The following is a 20,780-nucleotide window of genomic DNA, read 5'->3' as shown; positions in this document are numbered from 1 at the left end:
ACTGCAGGGGGGACCCTGTGGGAGAGTAGGACGCCGCCGAACAATCATTGTGGGAAAGCCCCGCACCAGTCATGGTGCGGGGCTTTTCTGCGTTTTCAGCCGTTTACCCGCACCGCGCTGCGGGGCGGGGGAGGCGGGCACTCGTATGGTGGGCCGATGGTCTACCAGCTGGTCATCTTCGACAACGACGGCGTCCTCGTGGACAGCGAGCCGCTCTCCAACACCATCCTCGCCACGTACCTGACGGAGGTCGGGCACCCCACCACGTACGAGGAATCCCTGCGCGACTACATGGGCGGCGCCGTGCACCGGGTGCACGACCTCGTCCAGGAACGCACCGGGCAGCGGCTGCCGGCGGACTTCGACCAGGTCCTCCACGAGCGGATCTTCGCGGCGTTCGCGCGCGAACTCCGGCCCGTCCCCGGGGTGACCGACGTGCTCGCCGAGCTCTCCGCGCAGGGGGTGTCGTACTGCGTCGCCTCCTCCAGCAGCCACGAGCGGATCCGCGTCGGGCACCGCAGCGCCGGACTCGACGAATGGTTCGAGGAGGAATGGATCTTCAGCGCGGAGGACGTCGGCCGGGGCAAGCCGGCGCCGGACCTGTTCCTGCACGCCGCCGACATGATGGGCGTCCACCCCTCGCGGTGCGTGGTCGTCGAGGACAGCCCGCTCGGGATCGAGGCCGCCCGGGCCGCCGGCATGGACGTGCTCGGTTTCACCTCCATGGTTCCCGCGGCGGAGCTCCCCGGCGCCACCGCCTGCTTCGGGGAGATGAAGGAGCTGTCGGCCCTGCTCGGATTGGGTGCGTGATCTCTCTACCCACGGGTAGGGCCGGGGCCTACGCTGTGCCGCCATGACAGATGACGTGCGGTTGCGGCGGGGCCGCGGTGCCCTCGGGTTCAGTTTCTTCGCTCAAGGGGTCGCCTTCGCCCTGCTCGTGACCCGCATCCCGGCCATCCAGGACCGGTACGGGATATCCGACGGGCTGCTGCCCGCCTTCCTCGCCGCCGTGCCCGTCCTCGCCGGGGCCTCCAGCGTCGCCACCGAGCACCTGGTGAAGCGGGTCGGGCCCGGCGCCGTGCTGCGGTGGGCGCAGCCCGTGGTCCTGCTGGCGCTGCTGGGGGTCGGGGCGGGCAGCCGGATGTGGCACGTGGCTGTGGCCCTCGGGGTGTTCGGGCTCTCGGTGGGCGCGCTGGACGCCTCGATGAACATGCTCGGGGTCAGCCTCCAGCGGGCGTACGGGCGTTCCATCATGCTGGGCTTCCACGCCGCGTACAGCCTGGGCGGGATCGTCGGGGCGTCGGCGGCCTGGGCGGGGGCGCACTGGCACCTGTCGCTGTTCACCGGGTACCTGCCGGCCGTGGCGGTCGTGCTGCCGCTGGCGCTGGCCGGCAGCCGGTACTACGTGGACGTGAAGGCTGCCGGGGCGGCGGAGGCCGGTCAGGGGTGGCCCGAGCGGGGCGGGCGGCTGCTGTTGCCGCTGTGCCTGGTGATGGCGTGCGCGTACATCGGGGACTCGACGGTGTCGAACTGGAGCGCCAAGTACCTCCAGGACGTGCTGGGGAGCTCGGAGCAGCTGGCGACCGTGCCCTACAACGTGTACATGGTGACCACGCTCGTCGGGCGGGCCGTGGGGGACCTGGGGGTGCGGCGGTTCGGGGCGGTGGCCGTGGTGCGCTGCGGTGCGGTGGTGGCCGCGGCCGGGTTCGGGGTGGTGGCGGTGGCGCCGGGTGCCTGGGTGGGGATGCTGGGGTTCACCCTGCTGGGGATCGGGCTGTGCGTGATCGTGCCGCAGACCTTCGCGGCGGCGGGGCGGCTGTTCCCGAACGCCTCGGACACGGCGGTGGCGCGGCTGAACATCTTCAACTACGTGGGTTTCCTGATCGGTTCGCCGCTCGTGGGCGGGATCGGGGACGCGTGGAACTACCGGGGCGCCATGGTGGTGCCGATGGCGCTGGTCCTCGTCACGCTGCTCTACGCCGGCTCGTTCGGCGCGGTGGACCGGGCCCGATACGGTGTGCGGCATGAGCGGCGAGCCGGTGACCGGGCTGTTGATGTGGGACGAGGCGGTAACGAGGTATGACTTCGGACCGAGCCATCCGATGGACCCGGTGCGCCTGGCGCTGACCATGGGCCTGGTGCGTGCCTTCGGGCTGGACCGGGAGATGGAGGTGCGGGCGGCCCGGGCGGCCGGGGACTCGACCTTGAGGCTGGTGCACCGCGAGGACTACGTCGCGGCGGTGCGGGAGGTGTCGGCGGACCCCGGGGTGGCGGACGGCTCGTACGGGCTGGGGACGATGGACGATCCGGCGTTCCGCGGGATGCACGAGGCGTCCGCGCTGATCGCCGGCCAGTCGGTGGCGGGGGCGGAGGCGGTGTGGCGGGGTGAGGCCGTGCACGCGGTGAACTTCGCGGGTGGGCTGCACCACGCGATGCCGGGCGGTGCGGCGGGGTTCTGCGTGTACAACGACGCGGCGCTGGCGATCGCGCGGCTGCTGGAGCTGGGGGCGGAGCGGGTCGCGTACGTGGATGTGGACGTGCACCACGGGGACGGGGTGCAGGCTGCGTTCTGGGACGACCCGCGGGTGTTGACGGTGTCGCTGCACGAGCATCCGCGGACGCTGTTCCCGCAGACGGGCTGGCCGCAGGAGACGGGTGGTCCGGCGGCCGAGGGCAGTGCGGTGAACGTGGCGCTGCCGGCCGGGACCGGGGACGAGGGGTGGCTGCGGGCGTTCCACGCGACGGTGCCGGAGCTGCTGGCGGACTTCCGGCCGCAGGTGCTGGTGACCCAGCACGGGGCGGACACGCACTTCGAGGACCCGCTGGCCCACTTGGCGGTGTCGCTGGACGCGCAGCGGGCGGTGCAGGAGGCCTGTCACGGGCTGGCGCACGAGTTCGCGGGCGGGCGGTGGCTGGCGCTGGGCGGTGGCGGGTACGCGGTGGTGGACGTGGTCCCGCGGTCGTGGACGCACCTGGTGGGGATCGCGGCGCACCGGCCGGTGGATCCGGCGGCGATGGTGCCGCAGTCGTGGCGGGACGAGGTGTACGCGCGGACGCGGCAGTGGGGGCCGGCCCGGATGACGGACGGGCGGGAGGTCGCGTGGCGGGACTGGGACGCGGGTTACGATCCGGCGGACCGTACGGATCAGGCCGTTCTGGCGACGCGTCGGGCGGTGTTCCCGTTGCGGGGGATGCTGTTGTGACGGGTGGTCAGGCGAGGTGCGGTTACGCCAACTGTGGGTCTGTGGGGCGGAACTGATGCTGCGGCAGATGGGGTGCGGCAGCATCGGAGGGTGTTGAGCGAGGGCGCGTTGCGCGCGCATCTGCTGGCCGCCCGGTTGGCCGGGCCCGTCGCGACGACGCGGGAGGAGAGCCTGCGCAGCTACCGGCTGTTCGCGGCGCGGGATCCCCGGGTGTTGCTGGGGCTCGATCCGGATGGCCGGTGGGACGTGGGTGCGCTGCTGGGGCTGATGGCGGACCGGTGCGGGGTGTCCGCGGATCCGGCGCAGGTCAGCGGGCCGGACGTGATCGATCCGGGGCGTACGGTGGCGGCGCTCGGGTTGTTCGCGGAGCGGCTGCGGGAGGCGGCGGTGGCGGGGGCGCCGGTGTTGTTCGGTACGGGGCACCCGCATCGGCTGCTGGGGTTCTACGCCGCTTTGGCGAGGGCGATGTCGGCGGCGGGCTGTGCTGTCCTCACTCCGGCGCAGGGGGTGCATGTCGACATGGCGACCCGGTTCGGCGTACGTGAGCACCGGCTGGATTACGTAGGGGGAGTCGCACTGGTGCGGGAACCCGGCGCGCGGGGAGCCGGGAGTGCCACCGGCGCACACACCCATTCGCCGCTCCCGGTTCGGGTCGCGCTCGGGGCGCTGGCGGAGTGCGGGGGGCCGTTGCCGGAGTTGGTGGTGGGGGATCACGGGTGGGTCTGCGGTGCAGGTCAGCTGGGTGTGGAGGCGATCGGGCTGGCGGATACGGATGATCCGGCGCTGTTCGTGGGGGAGGCCGAGGGGCGGGTGGCGGCGGTGGTTCCGCTTGATGACGCGGTGCGCTCGGCGGCCTATGGACCGCTCACGCGCTTCGTGTTGCAGCGCGCGGGGCTGCCGGTGCGTCAGGAGTGGCCGTAGCTCCTCTTCCCCAGCCGTATCACGCGCCCCTACTCTGGGGAGTGAGCGTGCGACGACGAGGAGTAACCGGAGGGGAAGCCGGTGCCCGTCATGCGCGGAAGGTCAAGGTGGGTGTCATGGCTGCTGGCGAGAGGCCTCTCAGTGAGGTTCAGTTCCTGACCGTGGCGGAGGTCGCCTCGGTGATGCGAGTGTCGAAGATGACCGTGTACCGCCTGGTGCACAACGGTCATCTGCCCGCGATCCGGGTGGGCCGGTCCTTCCGGGTCCCCGAGAACGCGGTCCACGAGTACCTCCGTGAGTCCTTCGTGGGGGTGGAGTCGGCCTGAGAATGAGGCTCGGGCAACACCTGCGGAAGGCTCGGATTACAAGCTCGGAGCTCGGGCGGGTAGGCTAGGCCGACGTAGGTCGTGTGGGCCCAGACGCCCCGCACCGAGTGAAGAGAAGTGAGCGAGGGTAGTCGTGGGCTCTGTTATCAAGAAGCGGCGCAAGCGGATGGCTAAGAAGAAGCACCGCAAGCTGCTCAAGCGCACCCGCGTCCAGCGTCGTAACAAGAAGTAAACGGCAGCTGTACGTGTTCTCCGCAGCCCCTCCACCATCCTGGTGGGGGGGCTGTGGTGCAGCCGGGGGTACTTCTTGAGGAGGCGCTGAGCTCGTGGGGAAGGTCGTGCTCGTCACCGGGGCTGCCCGGCAGCTGGGGGGCCGCTTCGTGCGGCGCATCCAGCGCGACCCGGAAGTGGAGCGGGTCATCGCGGTCGATGCGGTGACCCCGCCGCACCGGCTCGGTTCGGCCGAGTTCGTGCACGCGGACATCAGACAGTCGGCGATCGCCCGGGTGCTCGCCGAGCACGCGGTGGACACGGTGGTCCACCTGGCGGTCACCGGGGGCGCCCCGGGGACGCCGGGCGGCCGGAGCGCCGTCAAGGAGACGAACGTCATCGGGACGATGCAGCTCCTGGGCGCCTGCCAGAAGTCGCCGACGGTACGGCGGCTCGTGGTGAAGTCGAGCACGAGCGTGTACGGCGGCACGTCGCGGGATCCGGCGGTGTTCACGGAGACCACGCAGCCGAAGTCGCTGCCGGCGGCCGGCTTCGCGAAGGAGGCCGCCGAGGTCGAGGGGTACGTACGGGGCTTCGCGCGCCGGCGGCCGGACGTGGCGGTGTGCGTGCTGCGCTTCGCGAACATCCTGGGGCCCTTCGCGGACTCGGCGTTGGCGGAGTACTTCTCGATGCCGGTGATGCCGACGGTCCTGGGCTACGACCCGCGGCTGCAGTTCGTCCACGAGGACGACGTGGTGGACGTGTTGCGGCTGGCGGCGGGTGAGCCGCGGCGGGGGACGCTGAACAGCGGGACGTTCAACATCGCCGGGGACGGGGTCCTGCTGCTGTCGCAGTGTGCGCGGCGGCTGGGGCGGCCGGCGGTGCCGCTGCTGCTGCCGGCGGTGACGTGGGTGGGGCAGGCGCTGCGGGCGGTCGGGGTGACGGACTTCTCGCCGGAGCAGATCCGGCTGCTGACGCACGGGCGGGTCGTGGAGACCACGCAGATGCGCGAGGTCCTGGGGTTCCGGCCGCAGTACACGACGGTGGAGACCTTCGCGGACTTCGCGCGGAGCCGGGGGAACGGGCTGCTGCCGCCGGAGCGGGTGGGGCGGGCCGTGGACCGGGTGGCGGGGCTGTTGAAAGTCGACGAGAGAGTGGAGCGGTAGTGGCGGACGCCAAGGTCATTCCGTTCGGCGAGGACCGGCCGCGCCGGCGCGGCGGCGGCGGTGCGCGCGCGGCGCGGGCGGTGGACGCGGTGGCGGCTCCCGCGCGGCCTCCGGCGGCGCAGGAGGGCGGGCCGGTGGAGCTGGTGGCGCCGGTGGAGGCGCCCGTGGGCCGGCGGCCGGGTGGCGCCGGCGACTGGGACCGGCGGATCGCGGGCGGGCTGGCGTTCCTGCGGCGGCGGATCACGGGCGAGTACGAGGTCGACGAGTTCGGCTACGACAAGGAGCTGACGGACCAGGTCCTGATGTCCTTGATGCGGCCCCTGTTCGACAAGTACTTCAGGGTCGAGGTCAAGGGCGTGGAGAACATCCCGAAGGAGGGTGGCGCGCTGATCGTGGCGAACCACTCGGGGACGCTCCCGCTGGACGGGTTGATGCTCCAGGTCGCGGTGCACGACCACCATCCGGCGGAGCGGCACCTGAGGCTGCTGGCGGCGGACCTGGTGTTCATGCTGCCGGGGGTCAACGAGCTGGCGCGCAAGGCCGGGCACACGCTGGCGTGCGCGGAGGACGCGCAGCGGCTGCTGGAGGCCGGGGAGCTCGTCGGGGTGATGCCGGAGGGCTTCAAGGGGATAGGGAAGCCGTTCGGTGAGCGGTACAAGCTCCAGCGGTTCGGGCGGGGCGGGTTCGTCTCGACGGCGCTGCGGGCGGGGACGCCGATCGTGCCGTGTTCGATCGTGGGGGCGGAGGAGATCTACCCCATGATCGGCAACGCGAAGACGCTGGCGCGGCTGCTGGGGCTGCCGTACTTCCCGCTCACGCCGACGTTCCCCTGGCTGGGGCCGCTGGGGGCGGTGCCGCTGCCGACGAAGTGGACGATCCAGTTCGGGGAGCCGATCCCGACGGACGGGTACGCGGCGGAGGCGGCGGAGGATCCGATGCTGATGTTCAACCTGACGGACGAGGTGCGGGAGCGGATCCAGCACACGCTGTACAAGTTGCTGGTGCAGCGGCGGTCCGTGTTCTTCTGACGGCACGACGAGGAGGGGCGGGACCACGGGGTGGTCCCGCCCCTCCTCGTACGTCCTATTCGGCGTCTTCCGCCTTGAGGCCCAAGCCCGGGAGGAGGTTGGGGAGGAGGGGCGGGATGGTGATGTCCGGCTGGGGCAGGCCCGGGGCCACCGGAGCGGCCGGGGTGGACTGGCCGCCCTGTGCCGGGGGGTGGAGCAGGTCGCCGGTGCCGCCGAGGAGCCCGCTTCCGGGAGCCGGGGCGTGGCTGTCGGAGGAGCTGGGTGCTGCGGGCGCGGTGGGCTGCGCGGGGGCGCCGGATGCCGGGGAGGGCTGCTGGTGCTTGCCCGGGGCGGCCGGTGCGCCCGGCGTGGCGGGGCCGGAGCCCGGTCCGCCGCGGCTCTGCTCCGGGGGCTTCGGCAGGAGGCCCTGGAGCGGCTCCACGTCATCGTCTATGGCCTGGAAGACCGACGTGACCTGGTCGCCGACGTCGTGGAGCTGTGGCGGCAGGTTGGAGCGGAGCCGGCCCCACGCGTCGCGGTGGGAGCGGGAGAACGAGGACAGCGTCTGGATCGGGCCGAGCGAGCCGTCCCGTTCGTAGGCCGCCTGGAGCAGTCGGTGGCCTTCGGCCGCGTCGTGCTTCATGCCCGCCAGGGCGCGCCGGATCTCGGCCAGGACCTCGTGGTCGAGGGGGCCGGAGCGGCCGCGTTCCATCAGCCTGCGTGCTTCCGACAGGCGGTTGGAGGCCTGGTCGAGGTAGAGCTCGCCCCGGTCCGCGTCCTCGTCGGCCATGCCCAGCTTGAGGTCCTCCATGCCCAGCTTGACCGGGTAGAGGGAGTCACCGGGCAGGGCGTCGGTGCTGGCAGCGGCCACTCCGCTGAAGGCCCCGGCGGCCACACCCACGGTGAGGCCGCCCGCTGCGATGCCCTTGGACCAGCGGGAGCGGGGCCGCAATTTCCGGAGCGAGGTCGCCCGGTGGGCGCCGCGGCCGGTCCGCTGCTCGGGCACCTGAGGGTCCGCGGCGGCACCGCCCCCGGCTCTCTCTTCCATCACCATGGCCTCCATGGCGGCGACGAGCTGGGCTCGTTGCACCACTTTGACCTCGGGGTCCAGCACCGGGCGCGGCATTCTTTCGCCGAGCACGCTCGCCAGGGCCAACAACCGGTCGTGGTCGGCGGATTCGGCAGGTGCCTCGGACTGCTCGGCCGCCGGTTCCGGTTCCGAAAGGTCGGAAGGGGTCCGATCCTCCAGGGCCTGGGCGAAGGCGTTCGCCCGCCGGTGCGGGGTCACGTTCGCGATCACTGGCGGCACCTCCTCTCGTCATGACGATCGACTCCCCCAGGTGTCCGGAAGGTTGCCTTCCTTGAGCACATCCACACTTTCGAGTGAGCGGCTTCGGGCAGGGCGTGTCCACAGGGAGCCTGCATTCCGCACAACGAGCGGCGCGGCACTTGGGTTACGGACGAAGGATGATCGGACCACAGCGTCATCGAGGGGTCACCGGGTGTGAGGTCGTCGTGTGGGTTCGCGGGCCGTCGGGGGCGGTGTCAGCGGGCGTCGTCCGGGAGCAGGCGGGCCAGGGTGCGGACCGCGCGGTACTGGAGCGTTTTGATCGCGCCCTCGTTCTTCCCCATGACCCGGGCGGTCTCGGCGACCGAGAGGCCCTGGAGGAAGCGCAGGGTCACGCACTCCTGCTGCTGCGGGTTGAGTTTGCGGACGGCTTCGAGCAGGGCCGCGTTGGACAGGGACTCCAGGACGGAGTCCTCGGGGCTGCGCTCCACCTCGTTGGCGTCGAGCATCTCGCCGGTGGTGACCTCCAGGCGGAAGCGGCTGGACTTGAAGTGGTCCGCCACCAGGTTCCGCGCGATGGTCACCAGCCAGGCGCCGAAGTCGCGCCCCTGCCAGGTGAAGGTGGAGATGCGGCGCAGCGCGCGCAGGAAGGTCTCACTGGTGAGGTCCTCCGCGGTCGCCTTGCCGCCGACGCGGTAGTAGATGTAGCGGTACACCGTGTCGCTGTACTGGTCGTAGAGGCGGCCGAAGGCCTCGGCCTCGCCCGCCTGGGCGCGTTCGACCAGGTCCATCATGCGGGCCTGGTCGCTGTCCGCGGTGGGGCGGCGGGCGGTCGGCGCGCTGGTGCCGGCGGACGCCGCGCCGGTGCGACCGCGTCTGCCCACCGTCGCTCCGCCGTCGGTCAGGGCGTAGCAGGGACCGGCCGGGCCGGAGCCGGCAGGGACCGCGGCGGCGAGGGCGGGGACGGCGTACGCGGTGGGGACGAAGCCGCGCAGGTGGTCGAGGACCGTTGCGCGCAGCGTAGCCAGGCCCGAGGCGTCAACCCCGACAGGTGGGTACACGGGACTCCCAGAGGCAGAGCTTCCATCACGTGCAGTGCGGGACCGTTCACCCGTCGTGGCGACAGGCGGGCGGCGGCATGCGTTTGAGGAGAATAACGCTTCGTACAGGCAGCGCTACACCCAGTTGCTGAAATCACCGGTTCCGACACTTCTGTTGCGTGTCCAGGGCATATTCAGTGCGGGTTGGTGATCGCTTATTGATCACTTGGGTGCGCGGAATGGACGCTTCCAGGGTGCCCGGCGACCGAGTCGGGCAGGCCGGAGTGCCGCGCCGACGGCGCGGGTAGAGGGGAGCGAATGGCCGCCGGGGCCGCCCGTGGAAGGGGCGGGGCCCGGCGTTCCTACTTGCGGCGGCGGTGCAGGGCGATCGCGGCGGCCGCGCCGCCCGCGAGGGCGCCGACTCCGGCGGCGGCCGGGACGCCGACCTTCACGGCCTTGCGGCCGGTCCGATAGTCGCGCAGCCGCCAGTCGTGTGCCCGGGCATGCTTGCGCAGTTTTGTGTCGGGATTGATCGCGTACGGATGCCCGACCAGCGACAGCATCGGAATGTCGTTGTGCGAATCGCTGTACGCGGCGCAGTGCGCGAGGTCCAGGTCCTCGGCGGCGGCCAGCGCGCGCACCGCCTCCGCCTTGGCGGGGCCGTGCAGGGGCTCGCCGACCAGGCGGCCGGTGTAGACGCCGTCCACGGACTCGGCGACGGTGCCCAGGGCGCCGGTCAGGCCGAGCCGGCGGGCGATGATCGTGGCGGTCTCGACGGGGGCGGCGGTGACCAGCCAGACCTTCTGGCCGGCGTCGAGGTGGGCCTGGGCCAGGGCGCGGGTGCCCGGCCAGATCCGTTCCGCCATGTACTCGTCGTAGATCTCCTCGCCGATCGACATCAGTTCGGAGACCTTGTGGCCCTTGACGATGGACAGGGCGCTGTCGCGGGCGTCCTGCATGTGCTCGGGGTCCTCGACCCCGGCGAGCCGGAACCAGGCCTGCTGCCAGGCGAAGCGGGCCAGCTCGCGGCGGCGGAAGAACTCGCGCTTGTAGAGCCCGCGGCCGAAGTGGAAGATCGCGGCGCCCTGCATGACGGTGTTGTCGAGGTCGAAGAAGGCGGCGGCGAGGTCGTCGCCCGGGACCGGGAACGCGGGCTCGGGCGCGTCGGGGGTCTCGGTTCCGGTTCCGTTTGCGGTCCCGGGGGCCTCCGGCGCCGCTTCGTCGGCGTGTGGTGGGGCGTCGGGCCGCGCGGTCTTGCGGGCGGCCTCGGCCGAGGCCTCGCCTGCCAGCACGCTCCGCGCTGTCGCGGAGCGTCTACGGGGGGTGAGCCATCCCAGAGCGGCCATGACGCGAGCATAGCCATTGTGTTCGGGAGTTCCCGAACCGCCGGGAAACAGGGCGGTTAACTCTTCGGGCCCGGCGCCCCGGAGCGGGACAATGGCGGCATGAGCCCTTTGCTGCGACGTAAGGAAAAGAAGCGTCCCGAGGAGCGGATGGTGACGCTCGTCGGGAAGCCTGGGTGCCATCTGTGCGACGACGCCCAGGAAGTGATCGAGAAGGTGTGCGCCGAGACGGGTGCGCAGTGGGAGAAGAAGGACATCTCGCAGGACGAGGAGCTCTACCGCCGGCACTGGGAGCAGATTCCGGTCGTGCTGGTGGACGGTGAGCAGCACACCTTCTGGAGGGTGAATCCCGAGCGCCTGCGGAAGGCATTGGGAGCCTGACCCTCCGGGCCGTTACCATCATGGGCGATTTATGGGGACTCGGGGGCGTATCGATGAGGAGTGTGTACCGCTTTGCCCCCCTCGGGATTTGAACGGGTTCGGCCCGTTCCCGGTTCCGGCCCCATGCGCCCGGCCCGCGTGACCCCGGTCACTTTGCTCGGACAAAGCGGACACAATCTTTGTGCACGCGTTCACAAAGACATAGCCTGCTTTCGACGGGGCGGTCCTGGGACACGAGGCCGCCTACAGCCCCGCTCATCCCGCAGGAGCATCGTGGCAACTGGCCGAACTCACCGACCGGCGACCCGCAGCCGAGGTATTCCCGAGGCCACTGTCGCCCGGCTTCCGCTGTACCTGCGCGCCCTCACCGCGCTCTCCGAGCGCTCGGTACCCACGGTGTCCTCCGAAGAGCTCGCGGCCGCCGCCGGAGTCAACTCCGCGAAGCTGCGCAAGGACTTCTCCTACCTCGGCTCCTACGGCACCCGTGGCGTGGGCTACGACGTCGAGTACCTCGTCTACCAGATCTCCCGCGAGCTCGGGCTGACCCAGGACTGGCCCGTCGTCATCGTCGGCATCGGCAACCTCGGCGCCGCCCTGGCCAACTACGGCGGTTTCGCGTCGCGCGGTTTCCGCGTGGCCGCGCTGATCGACGCCGATCCGGCCATGGCCGGCAAGCCGGTGGCGGGCATGCCCGTGCAGCACACCGACGACCTGGAGAAGATCATCGAGGAGAACGGCGTCTCCATCGGGGTCATCGCGACCCCGGCGGGCGCCGCGCAGCAGGTCAGCGAGCGGCTGATCGCCGCCGGTGTGACCTCCATCCTGAACTTCGCGCCCACCGTGCTCCAGGTTCCGGACGGGGTGGACGTGCGCAAGGTCGACCTGTCGATCGAGCTGCAGATCCTCGCGTTCCACGAGCAGCGCAAGGCCGGCGAGGAGACGGGTGCGTCCGCCGAGGGTGCTGCCGGTGCTGCCGGTGCTGCCGCCGGGGGGACCGGGGCCGCTCCGGCCGCCGCCGTCGAGCCGCCGGCCGGGCGGGGCGCCGCCGCCGCGCGCAAGGGCGGGCCCGAGGGCGACGTCCCGGCGGTGATGCCGGCATGAGTCTGCTCGTCGTTGGCCTGAGCCACCGCAGCGCGCCCGTGAGCGTGCTGGAGCGGGCGTCGCTGTCCGCCGACGCCAAGGTCAAGCTGCTGCACGACACCCTGGCCGCCGAGCCGGCGGCCGAGGCGACGGTGCTGGCCACCTGCAACCGGATCGAGCTGTACGCCGACGTGGACAAGTTCCACGCCGGTGTCGCCGAGCTGTCCACGCTGCTGGCCCAGCACAGCGGGGTCGCGCTGGAGGAGCTCACCCCCTATCTCTACGTCCACTACGAGGACCGGGCGGTGCACCACCTGTTCTCGGTGGCGTGCGGGCTGGACTCGATGGTCGTCGGCGAGGGGCAGATCCTCGGGCAGATCAAGGACGCGCTGGCGCTGGGGCAGGAGCTCCACACCGCGGGGCGGCTGATCAACGACCTGTTCCAGCAGGCGCTGCGGGTCGGCAAGCGGGCGCACTCGGAGACCGGGATCGACCGGGCCGGGCAGTCGCTGGTGACCTTCGGTCTGGAGCAGCTGGCCGTGCGCGAGCCGGTCGCGGACTGGGCCGCGGGGAAGCGGGCGCTGGTGATCGGCGCCGGGTCGATGTCCTCGCTGGCCGCCGCCACGCTGGCGCGGGTGGGGGTCGCGGAGATCGCCGTCGCGAACCGGACCGCGGAGCGGGCGGAGCGTCTCGCGGAGATTCTGGTTGCCTCGGGCACCGGTGTCGCCGCGCGGGCCGTTCCGATGTCCGCGGTCGCCGATGAGCTCGGTCGGGCCGATGTGGTGGTGTCCTGTACGGGGGCCACCGGGCTGGTGCTGACCGGCGACGACGTGGCCGAGGCGGTGTCGGGTGGCCCTGCGGGGGCGGGCGAGGCCGGGGCCGCGCCCCGGACCCCCTGGGGGCTCCGCCCCCACACCCCAGCGCCTCACACGCCGGCGGGGCTGGATGTGGCTGATGCCGGAGCGTCCGTGCCGGGCGCGGCCGTGGCCGGGATCGACGCCGACGTTCTCGCGCGGCTCGTCGCCGCCGCCGAAGGCGGGCGGCGGCTGGCCGACGCCGGGGCGGCGCGGACCATCACCGCCGCGGCCGGGCAGCCGGAGGCCCCCGCCGTCGCCGACGGGTGTCCCGTGGACGTGCCCGTCGGGGACGGGCGCTCCGCGCTGGCCGGGGTGGACGCCGGGTCGCTGGAGCTGCACGGGGCCTGGGCCGATCAGGGGGAGGCCGCCGCGCAGCGGCAGCAGCCCCGGCGGGTGGCGCGGAGCCAGGGTGACGGGGCCGTCCCCGTACGGCTCGCGCTGCTGGACCTGGCCATGCCCCGGGACATCGACGCCGCCGTGCACCGGATCCCGGGCGTGCGCCTCGTCGACATCGAGAGCCTGGCGGAGGCGTCCGCGGACGCGCCGATGGCCGCCGACGTCGACGCGGTGAAGGGGATCGTGGCCGAGGAGGTCGCGGCCTTCGGGGCGGCGCAGCGGGCCGCGCACATCACCCCGACCGTCGTCGCCCTGCGGGCGATGGCCGCCGAGGTCGTCGCCATGGAGGTGGCGCGCCTCGACGGGCGGGTACCGGACCTCGACGAACGGCAGCGCGCGGAGGTCACCCAGACCGTGCGCCGCGTCGTCGACAAGCTCCTGCACGCGCCGACCGTGCGCGTGAAGCAGCTCGCGAGCGAGCCCGGCGGCGCCGGGTACGCGGAGGCGCTGCGTGAACTCTTCGACCTCGACCCTCAGACGGTGGCATCCGTCAGCCGGGCGGACGCGGCCGATCCGAAGAACGACGACCCAGGACGGGCATCATGAACTCACGTCCCGACCAGCCCCTCAGGCTTGGCACGCGGCGCAGCAAGCTGGCCATGTCCCAGTCCGGGCACGTCGCCGAGGCGGTCCGGGCGGTCACCGGCCGGCCCGTGGAGCTCGTGGAGATCACGACGTACGGCGACGTGTCCCGTGAGAACCTCGCGCAGATCGGCGGCACCGGCGTGTTCGTCACCGCGCTGCGCGACGCGCTCGTGCGCGGCGAGGTCGACTTCGCCGTGCACTCGCTGAAGGACCTGCCGACCGCGCAGCCCGACGAGCTGGTCATCGCGGCCATGCCGAAGCGGGAGGACCCGCGCGACGCCCTCGTGGCGCGCGACGGGCTGACCTTCGAGCAGCTCCCGGACGGGGCCCGGATCGGTACCGGCTCGCCGCGCCGGATGGCGCAGCTGAACGCGTACGCGAAGCAGCTGGGCAAGTCGGTCGAGTGCGTGGCCATCCGCGGCAACGTCGACACCCGGATCCAGTTCGTGCGCGACGGTGAGCTCGACGCGGTCGTCCTCGCCGCCGCCGGCCTGAACCGCATCGGGCGCGGTGACGAGGCGACCGACCTGCTGTCGGTCGACAACGTGCTGCCCGCGCCCGGCCAGGGAGCCCTGGCCGTGGAGTGCCTGGCGTCCGACACGGAGCTGATCGCCGCGCTCGGCCGGCTGGACGACCCGTACACCCGGGCCGCGGTGACCGCGGAGCGGGCCCTGCTCGCGGCCCTGGAGGCCGGCTGCAGCGCGCCCGTGGGTGCCCTCGCCGACGGCCAGATTGTCAATGAAATGCGCCTGCGTGGTGTCGTCGGGACCCTCGACGGTTCCACGCTGGTGCAGCTGTCCACCACCGGTCCCGTGCCCCAGTCGTACGACGAGGCCATGGCGCTCGGCCGCGAACTCGCGGACGAGATGCTGGCCAAGGGCGCGGCCGGTCTGATGGGGGAGCGATCCCTTTGAACCCCTCAAGCCCCACCCCCTCCGCATTCCCGGCCGTCGCGGTCCAGGGTCTGGTCACCTTCCTGGGTGCCGGCCCCGGCGACCCGGGTCTGCTGACGCTGCGCGCCGTGGAGGCGCTCGCCGCGGCGGACGTGCTGGTCGCCGAGCCCGAGGTGCTCGACGTCGTACGGACCCATGCGCGCGCGGGTGTCGACACGCCGCAGCTGACGGTCGCTGACGAGAAGTCAGCAGCCGCCGGGGTCCCGGTGATCCGCGACGCCGCCAATCTTGTCATGGAGGCCGCGCGCTCCGGCAGGCGGGTCGTCCGTGCCGTCACCGGCGACCCGGGGCTCGACGGGAACGCCGCCGCCGAGATGCTGGCCTGCGCCAACGAGGGGATCCCCTTCGAGGTGGTGCCCGGTGTCGCGACCGCCGTCGGCGTGCCGGCGTACGCGGGTGTGCCGCTGCGCGGCGACAAGGGCGCGGACGTCCGCTTCGTCGACGCCCGGCACGCCTCGCCGCGCTGCTGGGCCGAGGTGGGCGCCAGCGAGAGCAGTGTCGTGGTCGTCTCCGCCACCCTGGAGACGGTCGCCGCCGCGGCCGCCGAGCTGGTGTCGGCCGGGCGCAAGCCGGAGACCCCGCTGACGGTGACCGTCGGCGGTACGACGACCCGGCAGCGGACCTGGACGGCGACCCTGGGCACGATCGCCCAGGTGTTCAAGCAGGGCAAGGTGCTCCCCTCCCCCGAGGGCGCGCGCCCGGTGATAGCCGTGGTCGGTGAGCAGGGCGGCGCCGCGCGCCGCGAGGAGCTGGCCTGGTTCGAGTCGAAGCCGCTGTTCGGCTGGCGGGTGCTCGTGCCGCGCACCAAGGAGCAGGCCGCTTCGCTCTCCGACCAGCTGCGCTCGTACGGCGCGGTGCCGCACGAGGTGCCGACCATCGCCGTGGAGCCGCCGCGCACCCCGCAGCAGATGGAGCGGGCGGTCAAGGGTCTGGTGACGGGCCGCTACGAGTGGATCGCCTTCACGTCGGTGAACGCCGTCAAGGCGGTGCGGGAGAAGTTCGAGGAGTACGGGCTCGACGCGCGCGCCTTCGCCGGGATCAAGGTGGCCGCGGTCGGCGAGCAGACGGCCGCCGCGCTGGTCGAGTTCGGTGTGAAGCCGGACCTGGTGCCCAGCGGTGAGCAGTCGGCCGCCGGTCTGCTGGAGGACTGGCCGCCGTACGACCCGGTCTTCGACCCGATCGACCGTGTCTTCCTGCCGCGCGCCGACATCGCCACCGAGACCCTGGTGGCCGGGCTGATAGAGCTGGGCTGGGAGGTGGACGACGTCACCGCCTACCGGACCGTGCGCGCCTCGCCGCCGCCGGCGGACACCCGTGAGGCGATCAAGGGCGGCGGCTTCGACGCCGTTCTCTTCACGTCGTCCTCGACCGTCCGCAACCTGGTCGGCATCGCGGGCAAGCCGCACAACGTGACCGTCATCGCCTGTATCGGGCCGGCGACGGCCAAGACGGCGGAGGAGCACGGCCTGCGCGTGGACGTGCTGTCGCCGGAGCCGAGCGTGGGCAAGCTGGCGGAGGCGCTGGCCGCGTACGGGGAGGCCCGCCGCGAGGCGGCCAAGGAGGCCGGCGAGGCCGTGGCCCGGCCGAGCGAGCGCCGTCCGGGCGCGCGGCGCCGTCGTACGACGTGAGCGCCTTAGCGGCGTTAGCCGCGGTGGTGGCGGGAGGGGCCCGGGTGCGCAGAGCGCCCGGGCCCCTTCGGCGTACCGGGTACCCAGGCGGGAGTGAGTAGCGGCGCGGGTTCCGGTGGCGGGCGGGGCGCGGTGGGATGGGGGCATGACCGAGAACCCGCCCTCCGGTGACGCCCCGGCCCCGCGGGCCTTCGTGGCCCCGCTGGTCTCCACCCTGCTGACGCTGCCGATGGCCCTGCTGGCGCTGTTCTTCGCGGGGATGTCGCCGATGGCCTGCGACGCCTGCGACACCGCCGCCGCGCACGCCTTCGACGCGAGCTTCCAGACCGCCTGGACGGTGTTCACGGCGGGTCTGGTGGTGGTCCTGGTGCTGCTGGTGTGGTGCTGGGCGCTGCCCTGGCGGGTGCGCCATACGGCCCGGCGCCTGGGGCTGGCGATCGCCGCGCCGGGGCTGGTGGTGCTGGACACGTTCGTCTTCTCGGCGCTGGTCGACTGGCCCTAGGAACGGGGGCCTGGGAACGGGGCCTAGGCTTGGGGCGACTGCTGTCGATGCTCGAAGAGGCGACTAGAAGATGAGCGCGTACGGATCCTTCCCCGGCTCGCGGCCCCGCCGGCTGCGGACCACCCCGGCGATGCGGCGGATGGTCGCCGAGTACCGGCTGCACCCCTCGGACCTGATCCTGCCGGCGTTCGTCCGGGAGGGCATCAGCGAGCCCCTGCCGATCTCGGCGATGCCGGGCGTGGTCCAGCACACCCGGGACACCCTGCGGAAGGCCGCCGTGGAGGCGGTCGAGGCGGGCGTGGCGGGGATCATGCTCTTCGGCGTCCCGGCGGACGAGAACAAGGACGCGCTGGGCACGGCGGGCACCGAGCCCGACGGCATCCTCCAGCTGGCGATCCGCGACGTGCGCTCCGAGGTCGGCGACGACCTGGTGATCATGTCGGACCTGTGCCTGGACGAGTACACCGACCACGGCCACTGCGGGGTCCTGGACGAGAACGGCCGCGTCGACAACGACGCGACGCTGGAGCGGTACGCGGAGATGGCCCAGGTCCAGGCCGACGCCGGCGTCCACGTCGTGGGCCCCAGCGGCATGATGGACGGCCAGGTCGGCGTGGTCCGCGACGCGCTGGACGAGACGGGCCACGAGGACGTGGCGATCCTCGCCTACACGGCCAAGTACTCCTCCGCCTTCTACGGCCCCTTCCGCGAGGCCGTCGCCTCCTCCCTCCAGGGCGACCGCAAGACCTACCAGCAGGACCCGGCGAACGCCCGCGAGTCCCTGCGCGAGCTGGCGCTCGACCTGGAGGAGGGCGCCGACATGGTCATGGTCAAGCCGGCGGGCCCGTACCTGGACATCCTCCAACGGGTCGCCGAGGCCGTGGACGTGCCGGTGGCGGCGTACCAGATCAGCGGCGAGTACGCGATGGTCGAGGCGGCCGCGGAGAAGGGCTGGATCGACCGCGACCGGGCGATCATGGAGACCCTCCTCGGCATCAAGCGGGCGGGCGCCGACACGATCCTGACGTACTGGGCGACCGAGGTCGCGGGCTGGCTGCGCCACGAGCGGTGACCTCCGGGGGCGGCGGGGGGCGGGCCGCGCGCGGGTCCGGCCCCCGGCGCCCCGAAGTTTTTCCCCTCGGGCTGTCACATCCGCCTCGCGGGACGGGTCAGTGCAGTGAGAACCACACGCCGACGCCGATCCGAGAAGAGGCCGACCATGACCGAGACCCCCCGTTCCCGCATGTCCAACCCCGTGAAGACGCTGCCCGACCTCGGCGCGCTGACCGGGATGCTGTTCAAGGTGATCGGCAACGGCACGGTCCCGCAGTCCACGATCTCGCTGGTGCACCTGCGGGCGGGCCAGATCGTCGCCAACACCTACCTGACGACGATGCACACCGGCGCCCTGCGCGCGGCCGGTGAGACCGAGGAGCGCATCACCGCCGTCTCCTCCTGGGCGGACGCCACCTGCTTCACCCCGGCCGAGCGGGCGGCCCTCGCCCTCGCGGAGGCCGTCCTGACGGCTCCGGCGGCCGGCACCGAGCGGGTCCCGGACGCGCTGTACGCGGAGGCGGCGCGGCACTACGACGAGAAGGCGCTGACGACCCTGGTCCTCGCGATCAGCCAGGTCAACTTCTTCATCCCGCTGGCCCTGATCGGCAAGCCGCTGCCGGGGGAGTCCGCCTCGAAGCAGTGGACCTGATGCGCGGGGGCGCCGCCGGGTGCACCCTGGAATTCAGCGGCCACGGAGGTGATCGCCATGAAGGATGCCGTCGGATGGCATGTGGAGATGGAGTTCCAGGAGGACAACAAGCGCACGCGGGCGGCGGCCATGGTCCGGCTCCCGGACGGGAACGAGGTCCGGGGCCACGGCTACGCCAGCCGTCACCCCAGTGACGGTAATCAGGCCCGGGTGGGCGAGGAGATCGCGGCGGCCCGCGCGCTGAACGATTTGAAGGAACAGTTGCTGAGCAAGGCGCACGGCGAGATCGACGACGCGTCGGGCCGCACGTCGTACCCGATCACTCGCTGACCCAGCCGGTGAGCGCCGCCCAGCTGCCGGGACCGAGGTCGAGGACGGGCCCGTCCTCGACCTTGGAGTCCCGGACGTGGACGGTGGTGGGGGTGGTGGCGACCTCGACGCACGCGTCGCCCTGGCTGCTGCTGTGACTTGACTTGAACCACTTCAGTTCGGTGCTCATAGCTCTCCTAGCAGCTTTCTCAACAGGCCCTGTGTCGACTGGGGGTTGAGGGCCTGAGTTCGCAGCATGGCATATCGCTGGGCCAGGGTGCTGACCTCGCCGGGGCTGGTGACCAGCTTGCTGCCGTGCTGGCCTTCGAAGTAGCCGATGTGTTCGTGATCGGGCGTCTCCAGCATGTTGAACGATCCGGAGGTCGCCGGGTGGTACGTGAGGCCGAGCGGCAGCACCTGGAGGGTCACCTGCGGAATCTCCATGCAGGCCAGGAGGTGGCGCACCTGCTCCGTGTAGACGGCGTCGCCGCCGATCCGGTCGCGGAGCGCCGCCTCCGAGACGACGAAGGGGAGGGCGGGGGGCTGCTTGCGGTGCAGGATCCTCGTCCTGGCGAGCCGCCGGGCGGTGAGGGTCTCGATTTCCTCCGGCAGGTGGGCCGGGATGTTGCACCGGAAGAGCGCCCGCATGTAGCTCTCGGTCTGGAGAAGGCCCGGAATGACCATGGCGTCGTACCAGCTGATCGTGATCGCGGTCTTCTCCAGGTCCATGTACTCCTCCGACCAGGGAGGGCTCGGATCCCTTTCGGGCATCCCGAGGGCAGCCACGGTCAGCATCCCCGGCAGCCCCAGGTGAAGGTCCATCAGCTCGGCGAGATGCGGCATGAGCATGCGGCGGCCCTGCTCAATGGACGCGATGGTCTCCTCGTCCACCTTGATCAGGTCGGCGAGCTGCCTCTGGGTCAGGTTCTTGGCGATCCTGGCGGCGGCTACCTGCTTGCCGACCATCTTCATCGTCGTCGCGTTGGCGCGCGGGCGCTTCTTGGGTGGCATGGCGATGGACTCCCCACCTGGGCATGCGGATTACCCTGAATCGACCCGTACTCAGGGCGGAGTACGGGTTGGCGCTGGGTCACAAGCTAATCACTCGCCGCCACCATCGTCCCGTGAACCTAAATACTCAACCCGGCCTCATGCGCGAGCGGTTGTTCCCCCGGGCTTACCAAACGGTCGCCGCCGCGCGGGATTTCACGCGCGAGACGCTCGACGTCTGGGGGCTCCCGGACCGGCGGGACGACATCGTGCTCTGTGTCAGTGAGCTGGCAACCAACGCCCTGCGGTACGGGGTGCCGCGCGGCCGGTCCTACCGCGTGCGGCTGCTCGGCTTCGGGTGCTGCGTGCGCGTCGAGGTGCACGACAGCGGGCCCGGGCGGTCGCGGATGCTGGGGCGGGCCCCGGGGAACGGGCTGCGGCTCGTGGAGGCCGTCTCCGACATGTGGGGGGTGCTGCCCCGGTCGCCGGGGAAGGTCGTCTGGGCCGAGTTCCGCTGCGACGGAGCCTGGCAGGAGACGGCCCACCTCCTGCGGTCTCCGCGCAACGCCCGGGTCCTGACGGAGTCGATCACGGAACTGGACGCCGACGCCGGGCCACGCCCAAGGAGCTGATCAGCGCGACGGCGGGCGCGAGACCCCGACGCCTCCGCCGGACTCTCCCTGGCCCCCCCTTCTGAGGCCGGGGCGGGGCCGGTCAGGCCTGTGACGTTTGCTTGTTCTTTCCGCCGGCCGCGGTTCCGGGTGACCGGCTCCGACCAGGGTCGGTGGTCGCAGTAGCAGCGGGAGGGGACACGGGTGAGTGACGATGGCAACCCGGAAAGCAGTTCCATGAGAAATACGGATCGATCGTTGACCGTATCGAAAAGTCCA

General features: G+C 72.1%; 23 protein-coding genes. 18 read left to right on the top strand and 5 right to left on the bottom strand.

The window, feature by feature from the left end; genetic code table 11:
* Positions 1–156: 156 nt before the first annotated feature.
* The 8 genes from ACZ5NJ_RS23320 to ACZ5NJ_RS23285 all read left to right on the top strand — a co-directional run bounded on the left by ACZ5NJ_RS23320 (position 157) and on the right by ACZ5NJ_RS23285 (position 6,854).
* Entirely contained in the window at positions 157–810 is a 654-nt protein-coding gene (locus tag ACZ5NJ_RS23320) for an HAD family hydrolase (RefSeq protein WP_468767056.1), read from the top strand.
* 43 nt (positions 811–853) lie between these two features.
* Positions 854–2,083, top strand: a complete 1,230-nt coding sequence (locus ACZ5NJ_RS23315) for an MFS transporter (RefSeq protein WP_468767054.1) — start codon at positions 854–856, stop codon at positions 2,081–2,083.
* On the top strand, positions 2,055–3,203 hold the full coding sequence (locus tag ACZ5NJ_RS23310; RefSeq protein ID WP_468767075.1) for an acetoin utilization protein AcuC: 1,149 nt from the start codon (positions 2,055–2,057) through the stop codon (positions 3,201–3,203). The genes ACZ5NJ_RS23315 and ACZ5NJ_RS23310 overlap by 29 nt, the downstream gene beginning before the upstream one ends.
* 90 nt (positions 3,204–3,293) lie before the next feature.
* The gene (locus ACZ5NJ_RS23305; protein WP_468767049.1) at positions 3,294–4,124 is read left to right on the top strand and encodes a phosphatase; all 831 of its coding nucleotides are present in this window, start codon (positions 3,294–3,296) and stop codon (positions 4,122–4,124) included.
* Between the two features lie 116 nt (positions 4,125–4,240).
* Positions 4,241–4,450, top strand: a complete 210-nt coding sequence (locus ACZ5NJ_RS23300) for a helix-turn-helix domain-containing protein (RefSeq protein ID WP_162688852.1) — start codon at positions 4,241–4,243, stop codon at positions 4,448–4,450.
* 133 nt (positions 4,451–4,583) lie between these two features.
* A complete protein-coding gene (locus tag ACZ5NJ_RS23295; protein WP_003948845.1) occupies positions 4,584–4,682 on the top strand; it encodes a 30S ribosomal protein bS22 in 99 nt (32 codons plus the stop codon).
* A gap of 94 nt (positions 4,683–4,776) precedes the next feature.
* A complete protein-coding gene (locus tag ACZ5NJ_RS23290) occupies positions 4,777–5,826 on the top strand; it encodes an NAD-dependent epimerase/dehydratase family protein (RefSeq protein ID WP_468767047.1) in 1,050 nt (349 codons plus the stop codon).
* Positions 5,826–6,854 (top strand): lysophospholipid acyltransferase family protein, encoded by a 1,029-nt coding sequence (locus ACZ5NJ_RS23285; RefSeq protein ID WP_468767044.1) that lies wholly within the window; start codon positions 5,826–5,828, stop codon positions 6,852–6,854. The genes ACZ5NJ_RS23290 and ACZ5NJ_RS23285 overlap by 1 nt, the downstream gene beginning before the upstream one ends.
* Positions 6,855–6,909: 55 nt before the next feature.
* Here the strand turns inward: ACZ5NJ_RS23285 and ACZ5NJ_RS23280 are convergent, their stop codons facing one another.
* The 3 genes from ACZ5NJ_RS23280 to ACZ5NJ_RS23270 form a co-directional block, all read right to left on the bottom strand.
* Positions 6,910–8,133: a DUF5667 domain-containing protein gene (locus ACZ5NJ_RS23280; RefSeq protein WP_468767042.1), complete on the bottom strand. Its 1,224-nt coding sequence runs from the start codon at positions 8,131–8,133 to the stop codon at positions 6,910–6,912.
* 245 nt (positions 8,134–8,378) lie between these two features.
* Complete coding sequence (locus ACZ5NJ_RS23275; protein ID WP_468767039.1) at positions 8,379–9,182, bottom strand: ECF subfamily RNA polymerase sigma factor, BldN family; 804 nt, start codon at positions 9,180–9,182, stop codon at positions 8,379–8,381.
* A gap of 341 nt (positions 9,183–9,523) precedes the next feature.
* Entirely contained in the window at positions 9,524–10,507 is a 984-nt protein-coding gene (locus ACZ5NJ_RS23270; RefSeq protein ID WP_468767037.1) for an HAD family hydrolase, read from the bottom strand.
* Positions 10,508–10,606: 99 nt separating this feature from the next.
* Here ACZ5NJ_RS23270 and ACZ5NJ_RS23265 point away from each other — a divergent pair, with 99 nt between their 5' ends.
* The 9 genes from ACZ5NJ_RS23265 (at position 10,607) to ACZ5NJ_RS23225 (ending at position 18,921) form a co-directional block, all read left to right on the top strand.
* Entirely contained in the window at positions 10,607–10,885 is a 279-nt protein-coding gene (locus tag ACZ5NJ_RS23265) for a glutaredoxin family protein (protein WP_468767035.1), read from the top strand.
* A 273-nt stretch (positions 10,886–11,158) separates the two neighbouring features.
* The gene (locus ACZ5NJ_RS23260) at positions 11,159–11,986 is read left to right on the top strand and encodes a redox-sensing transcriptional repressor Rex (protein ID WP_468767034.1); all 828 of its coding nucleotides are present in this window, start codon (positions 11,159–11,161) and stop codon (positions 11,984–11,986) included.
* The gene (locus tag ACZ5NJ_RS23255; RefSeq protein WP_468767033.1) at positions 11,983–13,764 is read left to right on the top strand and encodes a glutamyl-tRNA reductase; all 1,782 of its coding nucleotides are present in this window, start codon (positions 11,983–11,985) and stop codon (positions 13,762–13,764) included. Before ACZ5NJ_RS23260 ends, ACZ5NJ_RS23255 begins: the two co-directional genes overlap by 4 nt.
* A complete protein-coding gene (gene hemC, locus ACZ5NJ_RS23250; protein ID WP_468767032.1) occupies positions 13,761–14,717 on the top strand; it encodes a hydroxymethylbilane synthase in 957 nt (318 codons plus the stop codon). Before ACZ5NJ_RS23255 ends, hemC begins: the two co-directional genes overlap by 4 nt.
* Positions 14,714–16,384, top strand: a complete 1,671-nt coding sequence (locus ACZ5NJ_RS23245; protein WP_468767031.1) for a bifunctional uroporphyrinogen-III C-methyltransferase/uroporphyrinogen-III synthase — start codon at positions 14,714–14,716, stop codon at positions 16,382–16,384. Before hemC ends, ACZ5NJ_RS23245 begins: the two co-directional genes overlap by 4 nt.
* 145 nt (positions 16,385–16,529) lie before the next feature.
* Positions 16,530–16,886 carry a hypothetical protein gene (locus tag ACZ5NJ_RS23240; RefSeq protein WP_468767030.1) on the top strand — a complete coding sequence of 119 codons (357 nt, stop codon included), beginning with the start codon at positions 16,530–16,532 and terminating at the stop codon, positions 16,884–16,886.
* Positions 16,887–16,956: 70 nt separating this feature from the next.
* Positions 16,957–17,958 (top strand): porphobilinogen synthase, encoded by a 1,002-nt coding sequence (gene hemB, locus ACZ5NJ_RS23235; protein ID WP_468767029.1) that lies wholly within the window; start codon positions 16,957–16,959, stop codon positions 17,956–17,958.
* A gap of 147 nt (positions 17,959–18,105) precedes the next feature.
* Complete coding sequence (locus ACZ5NJ_RS23230) at positions 18,106–18,591, top strand: carboxymuconolactone decarboxylase family protein (RefSeq protein ID WP_468767028.1); 486 nt, start codon at positions 18,106–18,108, stop codon at positions 18,589–18,591.
* A gap of 57 nt (positions 18,592–18,648) precedes the next feature.
* Positions 18,649–18,921: a DUF1876 domain-containing protein gene (locus ACZ5NJ_RS23225; RefSeq protein ID WP_468767027.1), complete on the top strand. Its 273-nt coding sequence runs from the start codon at positions 18,649–18,651 to the stop codon at positions 18,919–18,921.
* Here ACZ5NJ_RS23225 and ACZ5NJ_RS23220 read toward each other — a convergent pair.
* Positions 18,911–19,090, bottom strand: coding sequence for a DUF397 domain-containing protein (locus ACZ5NJ_RS23220; RefSeq protein WP_468767026.1), 180 nt, complete (start codon positions 19,088–19,090; stop codon positions 18,911–18,913). The two genes, ACZ5NJ_RS23225 and ACZ5NJ_RS23220, sit on opposite strands and share 11 nt — an antisense overlap.
* Positions 19,087–19,911 (bottom strand): helix-turn-helix domain-containing protein, encoded by an 825-nt coding sequence (locus ACZ5NJ_RS23215; RefSeq protein WP_468767025.1) that lies wholly within the window; start codon positions 19,909–19,911, stop codon positions 19,087–19,089. The genes ACZ5NJ_RS23220 and ACZ5NJ_RS23215 overlap by 4 nt, the downstream gene beginning before the upstream one ends.
* A 140-nt stretch (positions 19,912–20,051) precedes the next feature.
* Here ACZ5NJ_RS23215 and ACZ5NJ_RS23210 point away from each other — a divergent pair, with 140 nt between their 5' ends.
* Positions 20,052–20,522 (top strand): ATP-binding protein, encoded by a 471-nt coding sequence (locus ACZ5NJ_RS23210; RefSeq protein ID WP_468767024.1) that lies wholly within the window; start codon positions 20,052–20,054, stop codon positions 20,520–20,522.
* Positions 20,523–20,780 lie beyond the last annotated feature (258 nt).

Source organism: Streptomyces sp. NPDC032091, assembly GCF_055580265.1.
Note: the sequence above shows the minus strand (reverse complement) of the source record. Positions and strands in the feature narration are given on the sequence as shown.

Coding starts and splice junctions, on each gene's coding strand:
- ACZ5NJ_RS23225 (WP_468767027.1), top strand. CDS start 18,649: ATGAAGGATGCCGTCGGATGGCATGTGGAGATGGAGTTCCAGGAGGAC.
- ACZ5NJ_RS23230 (WP_468767028.1), top strand. CDS start 18,106: ATGACCGAGACCCCCCGTTCCCGCATGTCCAACCCCGTGAAGACGCTG.
- ACZ5NJ_RS23265 (WP_468767035.1), top strand. CDS start 10,607: ATGAGCCCTTTGCTGCGACGTAAGGAAAAGAAGCGTCCCGAGGAGCGG.
- ACZ5NJ_RS23310 (WP_468767075.1), top strand. CDS start 2,055: ATGTGGGACGAGGCGGTAACGAGGTATGACTTCGGACCGAGCCATCCG.
- ACZ5NJ_RS23220 (WP_468767026.1), bottom strand. CDS start 19,090: ATGAGCACCGAACTGAAGTGGTTCAAGTCAAGTCACAGCAGCAGCCAG.
- ACZ5NJ_RS23215 (WP_468767025.1), bottom strand. CDS start 19,911: ATGCCACCCAAGAAGCGCCCGCGCGCCAACGCGACGACGATGAAGATG.
- ACZ5NJ_RS23270 (WP_468767037.1), bottom strand. CDS start 10,507: ATGGCCGCTCTGGGATGGCTCACCCCCCGTAGACGCTCCGCGACAGCG.
- ACZ5NJ_RS23315 (WP_468767054.1), top strand. CDS start 854: ATGACAGATGACGTGCGGTTGCGGCGGGGCCGCGGTGCCCTCGGGTTC.
- ACZ5NJ_RS23320 (WP_468767056.1), top strand. CDS start 157: ATGGTCTACCAGCTGGTCATCTTCGACAACGACGGCGTCCTCGTGGAC.
- ACZ5NJ_RS23240 (WP_468767030.1), top strand. CDS start 16,530: ATGACCGAGAACCCGCCCTCCGGTGACGCCCCGGCCCCGCGGGCCTTC.
- ACZ5NJ_RS23255 (WP_468767033.1), top strand. CDS start 11,983: ATGAGTCTGCTCGTCGTTGGCCTGAGCCACCGCAGCGCGCCCGTGAGC.
- ACZ5NJ_RS23210 (WP_468767024.1), top strand. CDS start 20,052: ATGCGCGAGCGGTTGTTCCCCCGGGCTTACCAAACGGTCGCCGCCGCG.
- hemB (WP_468767029.1), top strand. CDS start 16,957: ATGAGCGCGTACGGATCCTTCCCCGGCTCGCGGCCCCGCCGGCTGCGG.
- hemC (WP_468767032.1), top strand. CDS start 13,761: ATGAACTCACGTCCCGACCAGCCCCTCAGGCTTGGCACGCGGCGCAGC.
- ACZ5NJ_RS23300 (WP_162688852.1), top strand. CDS start 4,241: ATGGCTGCTGGCGAGAGGCCTCTCAGTGAGGTTCAGTTCCTGACCGTG.